The sequence below is a fragment of the Bartonella sp. SL317 genome, assembly GCF_059687655.1.
Genome location: NZ_CM185144.1, coordinates 307,573 through 320,528 on the forward strand (window position 1 = coordinate 307,573; position 12,956 = coordinate 320,528).

15 protein-coding genes and 2 pseudogenes are annotated in these 12,956 nt (G+C 41.7%); 9 read left to right on the forward strand and 8 right to left on the reverse strand.

Features of this window, described 5'->3' with window-relative positions:
• The first annotated feature begins 383 nt into the window (after positions 1–383).
• Positions 384–1,133 carry an antA/AntB antirepressor family protein gene (locus AC6ER9_RS01465; RefSeq protein WP_497074687.1) on the forward strand — a complete coding sequence of 250 codons (750 nt, stop codon included), beginning with the start codon at positions 384–386 and terminating at the stop codon, positions 1,131–1,133.
• Positions 1,130–1,408 carry a hypothetical protein gene (locus tag AC6ER9_RS01470; protein ID WP_497074688.1) on the forward strand — a complete coding sequence of 93 codons (279 nt, stop codon included), beginning with the start codon at positions 1,130–1,132 and terminating at the stop codon, positions 1,406–1,408. Before AC6ER9_RS01465 ends, AC6ER9_RS01470 begins: the two co-directional genes overlap by 4 nt.
• A gap of 42 nt (positions 1,409–1,450) precedes the next feature.
• On the opposite strand, the gene AC6ER9_RS01475 is transcribed toward AC6ER9_RS01470, so the two are convergent.
• Genes AC6ER9_RS01475 through AC6ER9_RS01485 form a run of 3 tightly spaced genes read right to left on the reverse strand, consistent with a single transcriptional unit; the run spans position 1,451 to position 2,219 of the window.
• Complete coding sequence (locus AC6ER9_RS01475; protein ID WP_497074689.1) at positions 1,451–1,597, reverse strand: CopG family antitoxin; 147 nt, start codon at positions 1,595–1,597, stop codon at positions 1,451–1,453.
• Positions 1,598–1,639: 42 nt separating this feature from the next.
• The gene (locus AC6ER9_RS01480; RefSeq protein ID WP_497074690.1) at positions 1,640–1,957 is read right to left on the reverse strand and encodes a type II toxin-antitoxin system HicB family antitoxin; all 318 of its coding nucleotides are present in this window, start codon (positions 1,955–1,957) and stop codon (positions 1,640–1,642) included.
• Complete coding sequence (locus AC6ER9_RS01485; protein WP_497075253.1) at positions 1,947–2,219, reverse strand: toxin HicA; 273 nt, start codon at positions 2,217–2,219, stop codon at positions 1,947–1,949. The genes AC6ER9_RS01480 and AC6ER9_RS01485 overlap by 11 nt, the downstream gene beginning before the upstream one ends.
• Before the next feature lie 47 nt (positions 2,220–2,266).
• Here AC6ER9_RS01485 and AC6ER9_RS01490 point away from each other — a divergent pair, with 47 nt between their 5' ends.
• The 7 genes and pseudogenes from AC6ER9_RS01490 (at position 2,267) to AC6ER9_RS01520 (ending at position 10,302) form a co-directional block, all read left to right on the forward strand.
• Positions 2,267–2,809, forward strand: a complete 543-nt coding sequence (locus tag AC6ER9_RS01490) for a hypothetical protein (protein WP_497074691.1) — start codon at positions 2,267–2,269, stop codon at positions 2,807–2,809.
• Complete coding sequence (locus tag AC6ER9_RS01495) at positions 2,790–3,455, forward strand: phage baseplate assembly protein V (protein WP_497074692.1); 666 nt, start codon at positions 2,790–2,792, stop codon at positions 3,453–3,455. The genes AC6ER9_RS01490 and AC6ER9_RS01495 overlap by 20 nt, the downstream gene beginning before the upstream one ends.
• On the forward strand, positions 3,452–3,793 hold the full coding sequence (locus AC6ER9_RS01500) for a GPW/gp25 family protein (protein ID WP_497074693.1): 342 nt from the start codon (positions 3,452–3,454) through the stop codon (positions 3,791–3,793). Before AC6ER9_RS01495 ends, AC6ER9_RS01500 begins: the two co-directional genes overlap by 4 nt.
• Positions 3,790–4,614 carry a baseplate J/gp47 family protein gene (locus AC6ER9_RS01505; RefSeq protein ID WP_497074694.1) on the forward strand — a complete coding sequence of 275 codons (825 nt, stop codon included), beginning with the start codon at positions 3,790–3,792 and terminating at the stop codon, positions 4,612–4,614. The genes AC6ER9_RS01500 and AC6ER9_RS01505 overlap by 4 nt, the downstream gene beginning before the upstream one ends.
• Positions 4,614–5,720: pseudogene (locus AC6ER9_RS01510) on the forward strand (phage tail protein). Before AC6ER9_RS01505 ends, AC6ER9_RS01510 begins: the two are co-directional and overlap by 1 nt.
• Position 5,721: 1 nt before the next feature.
• Positions 5,722–8,865 carry a DUF4815 domain-containing protein gene (locus AC6ER9_RS01515; RefSeq protein ID WP_497074695.1) on the forward strand — a complete coding sequence of 1,048 codons (3,144 nt, stop codon included), beginning with the start codon at positions 5,722–5,724 and terminating at the stop codon, positions 8,863–8,865.
• A gap of 14 nt (positions 8,866–8,879) precedes the next feature.
• Positions 8,880–10,302 (forward strand): annotated as a pseudogene (locus tag AC6ER9_RS01520) (Bgr_08870 family protein).
• Positions 10,303–10,585: 283 nt separating this feature from the next.
• On the opposite strand, the gene AC6ER9_RS01525 reads toward AC6ER9_RS01520, so the two are convergent.
• The 5 genes from AC6ER9_RS01525 to AC6ER9_RS01545 all read right to left on the reverse strand — a co-directional run bounded on the left by AC6ER9_RS01525 (position 10,586) and on the right by AC6ER9_RS01545 (position 12,618).
• Positions 10,586–10,765, reverse strand: a complete 180-nt coding sequence (locus AC6ER9_RS01525; protein ID WP_497074696.1) for a helix-turn-helix domain-containing protein — start codon at positions 10,763–10,765, stop codon at positions 10,586–10,588.
• A gap of 42 nt (positions 10,766–10,807) precedes the next feature.
• A complete protein-coding gene (locus AC6ER9_RS01530; protein ID WP_497074697.1) occupies positions 10,808–11,194 on the reverse strand; it encodes a hypothetical protein in 387 nt (128 codons plus the stop codon).
• Complete coding sequence (locus AC6ER9_RS01535) at positions 11,187–11,438, reverse strand: type II toxin-antitoxin system Phd/YefM family antitoxin (RefSeq protein ID WP_497074698.1); 252 nt, start codon at positions 11,436–11,438, stop codon at positions 11,187–11,189. The genes AC6ER9_RS01530 and AC6ER9_RS01535 overlap by 8 nt, the downstream gene beginning before the upstream one ends.
• A 173-nt stretch (positions 11,439–11,611) precedes the next feature.
• Positions 11,612–11,890 (reverse strand): hypothetical protein, encoded by a 279-nt coding sequence (locus AC6ER9_RS01540; RefSeq protein ID WP_497074688.1) that lies wholly within the window; start codon positions 11,888–11,890, stop codon positions 11,612–11,614.
• Complete coding sequence (locus tag AC6ER9_RS01545; protein ID WP_497074699.1) at positions 11,887–12,618, reverse strand: phage antirepressor KilAC domain-containing protein; 732 nt, start codon at positions 12,616–12,618, stop codon at positions 11,887–11,889. Before AC6ER9_RS01545 ends, AC6ER9_RS01540 begins: the two co-directional genes overlap by 4 nt.
• Between the last annotated feature and the right edge of the window lie 338 nt (positions 12,619–12,956).

The following is a 12,956-nucleotide window of genomic DNA, read 5'->3' on the forward strand; positions in this document are numbered from 1 at the left end:
TTTTCCCCTCCGCTAAATAAAAAAAGAAGTTGATAGATCTGAAGTGAGTCGACAAATAAAGTAAAGGAACGCTTATTAATTTTTAAAAAAAAATTAATATTACTGCTTGACATTATAATAAGGATATGAATAATCGAATCAGGTGCCTCAAAAACACCTTAAAACCACAAGCAGATAGATTACCGAAACAATCTCTTCTCCGCACATTAAAGATTTTGACTCATTGTATGCTTGTAGCATATAACAGTCTTGTCGGGTGTAGTTATGTCATAAAATACCCTTTGCGGGGAAAGTGTAACGACGGGCTTGTGGCCGTGTTTTTGAGCACCCAGCACTCTTTTTAGAGTGTCAATCAAAAACGTCTACCCCACAAGGAGTTCACAATGACTCTCATTAAAATATCAGAACAAGTGATCGGAGAAGAAACTGTTCAAACCGTCAACGCGCGTGAACTACACGCATTTTTAGAAGTAGGAAAAGATTTTTCAACTTGGATTAAAAACCGTATCGGTAAATACAATTTTGAAGAAAATCAAGATTATATAGTTTTCCCCCATTTCGGGGAAAACCTCCAAGGTGGTCGTCCCTCTAAAGACTATCACCTCACCTTAAGTGTAGCCAAAGAACTTTCTATGGTGGAGAATAATAAGAAAGGTAGAGAAGCGCGTTTATACTTCATTGAATGCGAAAAGCTTGCAAAACAAGCAGCAACACCGCAAATAAATCTTGCCAATGCTTTGAAAAATCCGCTTACGATTAAACAGCTGCTTTTAGAGAGTATCAATCAATTAGAAGACTTAAGAAACGAGGTAAGTACACTCAAACCAAAAGCAGAGGCTTTAGAAGGTTTAAAGCGCTCTGATGGTCTGTTCGGTCTTATTGAAGCAGCAAAAATGCTCGAGATGCGACCAAAGGATTTAAACGATTATTTGCGCAAACACGATTGGGTTTATCGACGTGCTCTAGGGGCGCCTTTGCTACCCTACCAAGATAAAATCAAGAAAGGTTTTATGGATTGTCCTGCGATTACCATTCAAAGACCAGATGGTACGGAACAAATACTCCCTTCGACAAAAATCACCTCCAGAGGATTGGCATGTTTAAAAGAACAAATCCATGGAGGTGTACAATGAATACCAGTATCGACTTTTTATGTGATTTGTGGATGGCGTTGTATCAGTTTTCTGATCGTGATGATATTGAAGATAAGGCTTTTAATACACTCATTGAAACCATGGATGCGATAGAAAAAGCTTTGATTTTAAAACTTCAAGATGAAACCCCAAATGCACTGAAAATTTTGGCAATGATTACAAATTTTGGAACTTTAAGACCACCTCCGATTATAGAATCTTTGTTGAAATCTTACGAACCAGATTTAGACAACCCCATTAGAAAGGTTGCTTAAGGTAAAATATGCCCCCTCCTCGTTCTCAAAATGGGGAGGTGGTTAAGAGGCTTCTTTAGGTAAGAATTCGAAATGAACGGTTTTAAAACCTGTTAAGTCATAATCTGTAAGATCAGCAGTATCAACAAAGTTCTCTGCTTCTTCATCCGTCTTTAAAACGGGCATTTGTTTTAATTGAGAAGTTTTCATAAAAATCAATCTTCTTTTGGCACATATAAACCTTTAAAAGCTTCAAAGTTTAGAAGAAATGTATCTGTTTAAGCTTACACCATTTTCGGCGGCTTGAATTGCAAGTTGTCTATGGAGTTCTGGTGGTATTCTTAATTGAAACTTACCACTATATTTGCCATGTGACAAAGGTATCGGGACTTGTTCTCCATTATGTTTCATATCCTCAACGACTTCTGAAACGAGGTCCATAATACCTTTTAAAGCTTTTTCTGCTTGAGCATCTAACCATGAAAGGGAAGGAAATTCTGCACACAAACCAACATATTCCTCATCTTCTGGTGACCAAAAAACACGATAGGTATAATGATTATTGTTCATGCTTTATCCTTTCTATTGCTTGTAAAACCTGCTTAACTTGATAGGCTTTTGCCTTATTTCCGGAACCTTTCTGAATATTGACACGAGGGTCCCCTAACCAAGGGGTTTTAAAAACAAAATGACTTGAACCATTGTTCCTTGGTTCTCCAAAGAAATAGACACACACAGCCAACAAATCTGAAAACTTGATGTTTTTTGGTGATGCTTTCATCAAGCTGATTATTTTTTCAACTTTATTACTCATAACCAATAATAGTATTATTATTAATACTAGTCAATCATTTATATGCCTACTCCAAAGGAGCCTTTATGCATCCGCGTGAAACGATAAGAGAAACATTTGTTGGGTTGATCAAAGCAGCAAAGACAACAGCTGGTGACAATGTTTTTAATATGCGTGACTTCAATTTATTCATTGAAGCAATGCCCGCCATTAATGTTTCAACGCAAAACGAAACCATTGAAGATGGGCATGATTTTGGCTTAAGGCGGCGTGTTTTAACAGTAGATGTTGAATGTTATAGCACACAAGAAAACGGAGCGTGCTTCGTTGATCAATTGGCATGGCACGTTGAGAAAATTTTCCATGCCAATCCCAATCTTAACAACACCGTTGAGACATGCCGCTTGCAAAATATTGCTTTTGCCTTTGGCGATAATGGCGCCTTAGCACTCCATGGTGCAATCCTAACCTTTGAAGTCACTTATGTGACCAATATCCCCTTCCCTCATGAAGGAAATGCAACCGCAGGAATTGTTGAACCTCTTGTCGGTTTTAAACCAGAAATTGGTGTGGAAAACGAAGAAAAATACGTAAAAATTAAGGAACCCCATGTTAGAGCGACGCGATAAAGAGATTACCGATTTAAAAAGACGCATGGCCAATATGGTAGTGGTTGGAAAAATTAGCCATGTCGACCATAAAAATGCACGCTATCGGATAAAAAGCGGTAATCTGATCAGTGACTGGATTCCAGATACACAAGCCCGCACTGGTAAAACTTGTTCTTATGAAGGGCGTGATGTTGGAGAGCAAGTTATTGTTGTCTCTTCATCAGGCGATTTATCACAAGGGGTGATTGTTGGTTCACTTCACACGGATGCAAACCAAGCTGCCGATAAAGGCAATATTCATAAGACACTTTATCCAGATGGAACCACCATTGAATATGATGATGAACAAAATAGCTATACCCTTAACCTGACATCAGGAGGAAAGTTTAATCTCACGATTTCTGACGGTGTGTCGATAAAAGGCGATGGCAAGAAATTAGAACTGCAAGCACCAGAAGGCATCAAAATTACCGCACAAGGTGATCTGAATTTAAACGCAGAAAAAGCCATTGCTCTAAAAGCAGGCGGGGGAATTTCACTCCATTGTGATAATGGTATTGCTCTTCATTCCAGTGACTTAAAGCATAATGGCACCAATGTAGGGGCAACCCATGTTCATGGGGGTGTTTTCCCTGGTGGTGCTATGACAGGAGGTCCAAAATGAACAGTGGAATGGACCGCACAACAGGAAAGCCCCTCTCCGGTATTGATCATTTGCGCCAATCAATTCTTGATATTTTAACAACACGCATTGGCACGCGAGTGATGCGACGTGACTATGGTTCACGTATTGGAGAACTCATTGATGCACCAGCCAATCATGCGCTTACCATTGCCCTTTATGCCGCTGTTGCTGAAGCGTTAGACAAATGGGAACCCCGTTTTAAGCTTCAAAAGATTGATTTTCAAATGTGTGATGCTGGAAAAGTATCCTTGTCCTTTGAAGGCATTTATTTGCCATCTGGCAAACCCATTACCATGGAAGGAGTGCTGATACAATGAAGAGTCTTGCCAATCCGGAAATCATCTCAGAACTTTCTTTTGAAGAAATCCGTGCTGCAAATATTGAACATTTAAAAGAACTTTTGCCTAGCTACATTTTTTTAGAAAGTGACCCTGCTTTAAAAATCATTGAGGCTTTTAGCTATCGAGAACTGCTTTTAAGACAACGCATTAACGAAGCCGCACGTAATAATATTCTTGATTTTGCAAAAGATGAAGCTCTTGATGCTTTGGGCAATTGGCATGGGGTTCAACGCATGGACGACGAGAGTGATGAGAGATACCGCGAACGCATAAGACTTCACACCCGCAGTGGCAAAGGCAGTGGAACAGAGCCTTATTACAAATTTATTGCTTTATCCGCAGATAACCGCGTAAAAGATGCTATTATTTACCGGAAGAGTAAAAACCCAACCATTCATGTTGCCATTTTTGGTAACAATGAAGAAGAAACCGCAAGCCAAGACCTGCTAGACAAAGTCTCACAAGCGCTTCACGATAAAAATGTCATCATGACTAATGACACCATTCTTGTGCATGCGGCTGTTGCAAAAGTTGTGGACTTAAAAGCAGACGTTTGGCTGTTACCCGAAACAGCACTGACCGTTTTAACCCAAATGGAGACACATTTGCGCACCGCTTGGAAACAAGAACAAGCCCTTGGACGTGAATTAAGCCTCTCATGGTGGATTTCAAAACTGATGATCCCTGGTGTGCAAAAAGTTATTGCTGTTGAACCTACAACGGATAATACTGTTTTGGACGAAGAAGTGTTGTCCATTGGCAAGGTTACCTTAAACTTTAAAGGACGTGCACGCTGATGGGTAGCACTTTACTCCCAACAAATGCAACGGAATTTGAAAAGCGCCTTGCTGATGTTTGCGACTTTCATCAAGATGTTGATGGTTCTGTTTTGGGGATTTCACAAACAAAACTCATCACACGCCCTCCCCGCGTCCTACCATGGTTGATTGAAGAATATGGTCTTGGAGAACTGACCCCTTATGTTCCAAACCTTTATGATCTTCTTGACCAAGGGCTCCAATGGCAACGGATACGTGGCTCTGTCGCTGCCATTGATAGGGGGCTTGAATGGCTTGGACTCTCAGTACAATTCACCCCCGCATGGTCAGAGCGGGCTTGGTGGAATTCCTTCCAACTTGAATTTGACCAACTGCCTAAATGAAGTGATCTTGAGGCGATTGAAGCCATTGTGGAACTCTCCAAAAGCTTGCGCTCTGATTTTCGCCGCGGTGTCACGGGTTATGATGTTGGGGCTATAGAAGCTAATATGTCACGGCTTGATGACAGCATGCTGGATTTTGAGAGTGGTATCCGCTTAACCGCTGGAGATACGCTGTTTTCTTTTGGACGCACCACAGAAATCAACCATGTTCTCACAAAAGAAGAAGGCAAACGCATTGGCAACTGGATTGATGATGGGGATGAAGAGTTAAGTTGGGATCAAATTGATTATCCATGGGATTTGGCAAATTTTCCGTGGTGTTCGGTCAAAAAACATGAACGCGACATATTAATGGCAGAATGGTTTAAAAACCGCACACTTTATTTGGCTTTAAGAGATGCAAGCAATGCTCTGATTGGCTATCGCCGCTGCTATGCTGTACAACCCGTTGAACAAGCAGTTGAGGGCATCTACAGCCATTGTGGCAACAGATTTAACCCTTGTCCTACCGGCACTCTGTTGTTTCTTGCCGCGCGCACGGATTTTAATGATGTTGAGGATAAACACGCCGCCTCTGTTTCCCTTCTTGTTCATGGCAATCTTGCAGAACAGACATCCCTTGGCAAACTTTGGCTTTCCGCTGGTGATTTAAGTGGTGGTGTGGAGATTCTCAAAACACCGATCAACATTCCTTTGCGCGCTGATGTTCGCGAACAATTCAAGATTTTATTGAGGTTTTAACATGAAACATGAAAGTGGCTTGCCCTTTGCAATTGACAGATCTATTGGCAGCGAGGAACAACAAAGCGTTGTGTTTTATGGACAGCGCTCCTTTATTCAAGGCGCTGAACTCAATGAAATGCAAACCATCATCAAAGGGCGCCATAACCGTTTGGGGCGCCTTGTGGCCAAAGAAGGAGACCGCGTTGAACGGGCGGATGCCTTTGTCAATAAAGACACAAAGACGGTGACGCTAACCGAGGGCAAGATTTATATTTCCGGTGATATCTTTCCCGTCTCAAATGCCGTCTTAGAGAATGTTTCTATGATTGGACGCGTAGAAATCGGTGTAAAACTCCAAAAAACATGGGTAACGCATGAAGATGATCCAAAGCTCTTGGGGCAAATTCCAGGCACTTTAGCCGAAGGAGAGCCTGGTGCTGCGCGCGAGGTGGCAAAGCTTGTTTGGGCTCTCAAAGATGATGGACAGCAAGGCGCATTTTTTCCGGTTTATATTTTACAAGATGGTGTTTTGATTGATCAGAAATCCCCCTCTCTACTTGAACCGGCCATGCAAGCCATTGCGACCTATGATCGCGCCCATGGACATTATATCGTGAATGGTTGCCGTGTCACAGCTTTGGGCAGAGAGGGACAAAAGCAAGTGTTCACAATCCAAGAAGGCGAAGCCAATATCAATGGTTTTAAACGCAAGCGTCTAGCCGCTTTGCGCCATGAAGAGATGGAAGATTTTTCCACGAGTGAGATCCCTAGCGAAACCTATATTTTTGCGCCTCAAAGCAAAAAAACAAGCTTTACCTTTAAGCCCTATTACACCCCTATTGCCGCTGTTCATTCTATTTTACTCACAAAAGAAAAAACCGTTACAATCACGCGCGGGGCTATTACATCTGGGCGTGATGGTGTTCCCGATAAAAGCATCACCGCTTTTCTTAAAATTGTGCAAGGAGACAAAGAATTTAAAGAAGGCAAGGACTTTAAAAAGACCGGAGACACCATTGATTGGGTCCTCGCTGGCGATGAACCCCTTCCTGGTAGCAGCTATAAAGTGACCTATCGATACCGTGCAAGTGTGCAAGCAGATAAAGTGACAACAGAAGAAATCACTGTCTCAGGGGGTGCTGATGGAGGTGATATTATTGTACGTTACTCTTATAAACTCCCCCGCATTGACCGGATTGGTCTCAATACTGGGGGCAATGTGGTCTATATCAAAGGGGTTTCGGCAGACCAACCCATGGCACCAAGTGTTCCCGAAGATGTGTTGTCCTTAGCAACCATTAGCAATAATTGGCTGGATGTACCGCGTGTGGTCAATGATGGCACGCGCGTTGCCCCCTATGATGAGATGTGGCGCTATTTTCAACGCGTACTCTCCCTTGACCGCTTGATGCAACTAGAGCGCATTAAAAGCAATGTGGATTCTAAAGAACCCGTTGCTAAAAAAGGCATGTTTGCAGATCCTTTTCTCGATGACAGTTATCGCGATGAAGGTTTTGAACAAACAGGGGCGGTTGGCAATGGCATGTTACAGCTGGCAATTGACCCAACATTTTATACTGCCCCCTTGAATTCACCTATCACTCTTGATTGGAGCAATGAAGTCATCATTGCGCAAGAATTGACAACGGCTTGTGAAAAAATCAATCCTTATCAAAATTTTGCCCCTCTCCCTGGAACCGTCACCCTTACCCCCGCAACAGACTTTTGGCATGTTGAACGCACTGATTGGCTCTCTGGTGTCACCAATCAACTCAATATGGGTTGGAACCGTGGGAGAAGCATTCGCAAAACAGAAATTAGTGATGATTTGGTGAATACAACGAGAGAGCAAATTGACTTTTTAAGACCCATTCCGTTGAACTTTAAGATTGAAGGTTTTGGCAGTGGGGAAATCTTGGAAAGCCTTAGCTTTGATGGTGTGAGTGTTTTACCCAAAAGCCGCCTTGTTGCCAATGCCAAGGGGATTATAGAAGGAACCTTTATCATTCCTAAAGACATTACCGCTGGGACAAAGAATGTGATTGCACGGGGCAAAGGTGGAACGGTTGCAATGGGGCTTTTTACCGGACAAGGCGTGATTGATGTAAAAGTCATGCGGCGCACCACCACGGTAAAAATATGGACAGCCTATGATCCGCAAGCACAAGTCTTTACCCCCGATGAAACACGACAAATCACCGGCATTGACTTTCATCTTTGTAAAATTGGCAATCAAGCCCATGATCTGGTGATTGATTTGGTGACCACTGAAAACGGTTATCCTACCGCTGATATTCAAGCCCAAACCTCCTATTCCATGAAGGGCGCCAAAACGGGCTGGGCGAGCGCACGCTATGCTGTACCCTTGTTAGTGCCCGATGATCGTTTGACCGCCTTTGTCATTAAGACCGATGATGGTGATCATTCCGTATCACTTGCCAAACTTGGGGATTTTGATAAAGAACATCAAAGGTATGTTTCCAGTCACCCTTATGTGACGGGTCCACGCTTTTCTTCTGTGAATGCAAAAAGCTGGAGCGCGCACCAAGATGAAGCCTTAGCCTTTCGGGTGTTGGCCGCCCGCTACAAGCAAACAGAAAAAACAGTGGATTTAGGCAGCTTTGATCTTGTGGACTGTTCTGATTTACAAATCCGTGCAGCCATTGAATTGCCTTCAAGCGATTGTTCTGTCATCTTTGAAATTGAACGCAATAATGGCACGGTTTATCAATTGTTGCCCTTTCAATTGCTCAGTCTAACCGAATATATCAGTGAAAAAGTCAAGCTTCGCGCTATTCTCAAAGGTACAGAAAAGCTCTCGCCGGTGTTATTTGCTCCCGTGCAATTGATTGCAGGAAAGATTCATAAAACAGCAACCTATGTCACGAGAGCTTTTGCCTTTGGGGAAAAGGCAAGATTAACCAGCTATATCAAAAGCTTTTTACCAGGTGGTTCTTGCTTAACCCTCGAGATGCAACTGGATGATGGTGCTTTTACCCCTTTAAAACTCGATGAAACAGAACAGCTTTCTGAACCCCTTTGGACAGAGCGCAAGTTTATTAGCAGTGACAAAACAGGAGGACATGCGCGCCTTAAACTTACCCTTACCGGTGGACCAGCGGCACGGTCCATGGTGTGTGATTTTGGCGCCGGTATCATATAATGGGAGAATGAGAGATGACAAAAACTAAAAAACTCGACATGGAATTACCCAAAGAAGGACGCTTTATCAGTTCTGAATTCCCCATATTGCGCGATAATCTCACCAAACTTGATCAAGCTCTTATAACTGTTGAGGAAAAAGCAGACGAAAAAGCCCCTTTACAACATAAGCATACAATCAGTGATGTGACGGGGCTAGAAACAGCTCTTAATGGCAAGATGGCAGCGGGTAAAACCTTCACTTTTGCCGATTTAGGCGATATCGAGGGGGCTAAAGATGCTGCCAACAATTATGTGCTTTATAAATCAGGCAACAATAATTTTACCTTTGGCAGTGCCATCTCTTTATTAGGCACCCATCAACATAAAACAGAAGATATTGTAGGATTGGATGATTTTAGAGCCAAGATTAACCAAGATCTGACCAGCTATGGGCTTCTCACAAGCCCAATGAATGGCAAAGTTATAATAAATTTACCAGCAAAGTCACCATGAGTGGTGGTTTGGAGATCGTCGAGAGTTTATCATCTAGTGCATCTCCATCATTTGGTTTCTCCGCCGACTCCATCGGGACTAGAAGAAGATTCTCAATCTCAGAACCAGAGAGCGCCAATGTAAGCGCAAACAGAAGCATGTTGAAAGGACCGCTAACAGTTGACGGTGACAAGGTTTATACCAAGGCGCAAGTAGATGCCGCCATTTTGGCTGGGATAAAGAGTCTTAAAAAAGATTTAATCGAGAAAATCACCAATTGGCCAGAACTTGCTGATGATGAATTGCTCTATACACAAGATGGTAAAATTGAATGGCCCGATTGGGTGACGGATAAAACCAAAGTTGAAATCCAAGCTTGGGGCGGCGGCGGTAGTGGTGGTGGAGCTTATCGTTCATATTTAGGTAGCGGTGGCGGTTGTTCCGTGTGGTATGGCTATAAAGCCAGTTTAAACGGTCATGAGAATATCATCATTGGTCAAGGAGGAGCTTCTGTTTCAGGGTGGAATGAAACAGGTAAGTCTGGAGGAATAACAACCGTTGGAAAGAGTTTTATGACTGCTACAGGAGGAAAAGGTGGTGGTGGTGTTCACTCCTATACCTCTCACTCGATTACTGGGAGTACGACTTCCTTCTATTCAGGCTCTGGCGGTGCTGGAGGTACAGGTGGAAACTTTGGTTTAGCAACAGACGAACATCTAGGAATTGCCAAAGGCGGAAATGGTTATGCAGGAACGGATGGAATCAATGGAAAAACAAGCGGAAATGGTGGTGATGCTGGGGGGATACATCAAGAGGTGGCGCTGGAGGGATAGGACAAGGTTACTATAGTTCAGGAAAAGCAGGACGTGGTTTTGGTGGTGGTGGATCAGGTTCTCATGGGACTGCTTATTCAAGCGGTGCTGGAGCTGATGGGGCTGTTCTTATAAGATTATGGAAAGAATAAATACAAAAACAAGTAGCGCAATTCAAACGGATGCTTGTTGTATAAAACAGTCTTTGTATGATTTGTCCTTTTATCTTATCGCTCTTTTTGACTGACATTGTCAGTCTTATGAGAGAGTTCTGTTGGTTGTTAATGTCTCTTCATTGATTTGGAGAGCAAAATGACAATAGAATTTAAATTTCGTATTCGCTTTATGAAGGATGGCAAGAGATCTGAGTTTTTAGCAATATTTTATCAGATGTTTATGTGCAAATTGATCCCTTCCATGAGTTTGTGCTTCTCTTTACGCATGAGTTGGAAAAATAGGATAGTGCTCGGCTTCATATGCTTCAATCAACAAAACAAGAACCTCCATTAGATCAAATTCTGGTGTGTTTTCTTGAGGTTGATTATCAAACATTGCAGATACAATTTCTAAGGCTTCTTGATAATCTGTTTCAGTGCGAATGGGCTTGATGTTCATTTCTTAAATTTCTTTGAATTACACAATGTTTAATTGCATCACTTAGTCTCTAAAAACTTTTTTAAGTGATTTTATTGTTTTAACTTCTTTAATTTTAAGTGCAATTTTACGCACGAAAGCGAGGCTAAAACGCCCTTGTGGCTTTAAATCTTCAAAGTCAAAAAGAGATTCACAAGGAACAACATTAAATTCATCAACACGTACCCAAGACTGCTTTTGTAAACCCGCACGTTTACATTCTATCTCAGGTACTTTTAAGCTATACTGCAAATCATGAGGTTCTTGAGAAGTGATAGGAAATAAAAAAAGATGCTTTTCAGTTTTGACCATAACGCAGGAAGGACGCGCTTTACGCCCCGAATGTTCACCCTCTTGTGCTTGTTCATGCCATAAATAATAATATCGAACAACATCCCCAGCTTTAAACATGTTCGTCACTATTTAAAATGTCATCTAAACCACGATCTAAATCGTCCAATATATTTTGGGGTGCATCTGCATAGGAAAAAGACTGTGCGTGAGAGCGCGCTTTTATTAATTCATGATATAAATCAACGGGAAGCATAATAATTTTTTCACGCCCACGCTTCGTTAAAGCGACAGGCGTTGCCATCGCTTCGTCTAAAATATCGCCTGCCCCGCGGTTTACATCTGTAAAACTATATTTTTTCATCAGTACAGCCCTTTAGTACATAATACGTATTATACGTATAATATGTATTATGTAAAGATGTTTTACAACGTACTGGAGAAAAAATACACTTTTGTAATTGGAATAAGCTTCTTTAAGGGAATCTGGTCAACTCTTCCCCACTTAGAAGCAGGGAAGAGAGGTTATATTTTACCTTAAGCAACCTTTCTAATGGGGTTGTCTAAATCTGGTTCGTAAGATTTCAACAAAGATTCTATAATCGGAGGTGGTCTTAAAGTTCCAAAATTTGTAATCATTGCTAAAATTTTCAGTGCATTTGGGGTTTCATCTTGAAGTTTTAAAATCAAAGCTTTTTCTATCGCATCCATGGTTTCAATGAGTGTATTAAAAGCCTTATCTTCAATATCATCACGATCAGAAAACTGATACAACGCCATCCACAAATCACATAAAAAGTCGATACTGGTATTCATTGTACACCTCCATGGATTTGTTCTTTTAAACATGCCAATCCTCTGGAGGTGATTTTTGTCGAAGGGAGTATTTGTTCCGTACCATCTGGTCTTTGAATGGTAATCGCAGGACAATCCATAAAACCTTTCTTGATTTTATCTTGGTAGGGTAGCAAAGGCGCCCCTAGAGCACGTCGATAAACCCAATCGTGTTTGCGCAAATAATCGTTTAAATCCTTTGGTCGCATCTCGAGCATTTTTGCTGCTTCAATAAGACCGAACAGACCATCAGAGCGCTTTAAACCTTCTAAAGCCTCTGCTTTTGGTTTGAGTGTACTTACCTCGTTTCTTAAGTCTTCTAATTGATTGATACTCTCTAAAAGCAGCTGTTTAATCGTAAGCGGATTTTTCAAAGCATTGGCAAGATTTATTTGTGGTGCTGCTACCTGCTTTTCCAATTCTTGCCAACGATCAATTATTTTCGCTCGTAAGGCAGTGTTATAACCGGATACAAGAATCAAACATTCACGTTTGGGAAGGTTGTAACAAGGGAGGGTGCGACCTGTTGAATCTTTATAACCCCCTGCAAAATCACTGAGCTCAAATTTGAGCTCAGTGAATATTTGTTTAATATCGCGCATAACATTTTTATGCTGCTTACCACACACTTCCGCAATTTCAATGCTAGACATAGTTTGAACTGCGGCATCATTAGCAATATTTTCTGTAATTTCTGTAAGAGTGTTCATATGAACTCCTTGTGGGTTAGACGTTTTTGATTAACACTCAATAAAAAGAGTGTCGGGCGCTCAAAAACACGGCCACAAGTCCGTCGCTATGTTTTTCCCGCAAAGGTATTTTATGACATAGCTACACCCGACAAACCATTTATATGCTACAAACATACAATGAGTCAAAGTCTTTAATGTGCGGAGAAGAGATTGTATCGGCAATCTATCCGCTTGTGGTTTCAAGGCGTTTTTGAGGCACCTGATTCGAAAATACAGATTACAGAAATAATGTCAAGATACTTTTGATATTTTTTTCATTTCATCTTTGGAAGCCGAGCATTGAAAAACACAGCTCT

Excerpts from the sequence above, each read along its gene's own strand:
- AC6ER9_RS01500 (WP_497074693.1), top strand. The coding sequence starts at position 3,452 with ATGAACAGTGGAATGGACCGCACAACAGGAAAGCCCCTCTCCGGTATT.
- AC6ER9_RS01505 (WP_497074694.1), top strand. The coding sequence starts at position 3,790 with ATGAAGAGTCTTGCCAATCCGGAAATCATCTCAGAACTTTCTTTTGAA.
- AC6ER9_RS01535 (WP_497074698.1), bottom strand. The coding sequence starts at position 11,438 with ATGAAAAAATATAGTTTTACAGATGTAAACCGCGGGGCAGGCGATATT.
- AC6ER9_RS01480 (WP_497074690.1), bottom strand. The coding sequence starts at position 1,957 with ATGAACAATAATCATTATACCTATCGTGTTTTTTGGTCACCAGAAGAT.
- AC6ER9_RS01470 (WP_497074688.1), top strand. The coding sequence starts at position 1,130 with ATGAATACCAGTATCGACTTTTTATGTGATTTGTGGATGGCGTTGTAT.
- AC6ER9_RS01475 (WP_497074689.1), bottom strand. The coding sequence starts at position 1,597 with ATGAAAACTTCTCAATTAAAACAAATGCCCGTTTTAAAGACGGATGAA.
- AC6ER9_RS01495 (WP_497074692.1), top strand. The coding sequence starts at position 2,790 with ATGTTAGAGCGACGCGATAAAGAGATTACCGATTTAAAAAGACGCATG.
- AC6ER9_RS01490 (WP_497074691.1), top strand. The coding sequence starts at position 2,267 with ATGCATCCGCGTGAAACGATAAGAGAAACATTTGTTGGGTTGATCAAA.
- AC6ER9_RS01545 (WP_497074699.1), bottom strand. The coding sequence starts at position 12,618 with ATGAACACTCTTACAGAAATTACAGAAAATATTGCTAATGATGCCGCA.
- AC6ER9_RS01465 (WP_497074687.1), top strand. The coding sequence starts at position 384 with ATGACTCTCATTAAAATATCAGAACAAGTGATCGGAGAAGAAACTGTT.
- AC6ER9_RS01515 (WP_497074695.1), top strand. The coding sequence starts at position 5,722 with ATGAAACATGAAAGTGGCTTGCCCTTTGCAATTGACAGATCTATTGGC.
- AC6ER9_RS01540 (WP_497074688.1), bottom strand. The coding sequence starts at position 11,890 with ATGAATACCAGTATCGACTTTTTATGTGATTTGTGGATGGCGTTGTAT.
- AC6ER9_RS01530 (WP_497074697.1), bottom strand. The coding sequence starts at position 11,194 with ATGTTTAAAGCTGGGGATGTTGTTCGATATTATTATTTATGGCATGAA.
- AC6ER9_RS01525 (WP_497074696.1), bottom strand. The coding sequence starts at position 10,765 with ATGAACATCAAGCCCATTCGCACTGAAACAGATTATCAAGAAGCCTTA.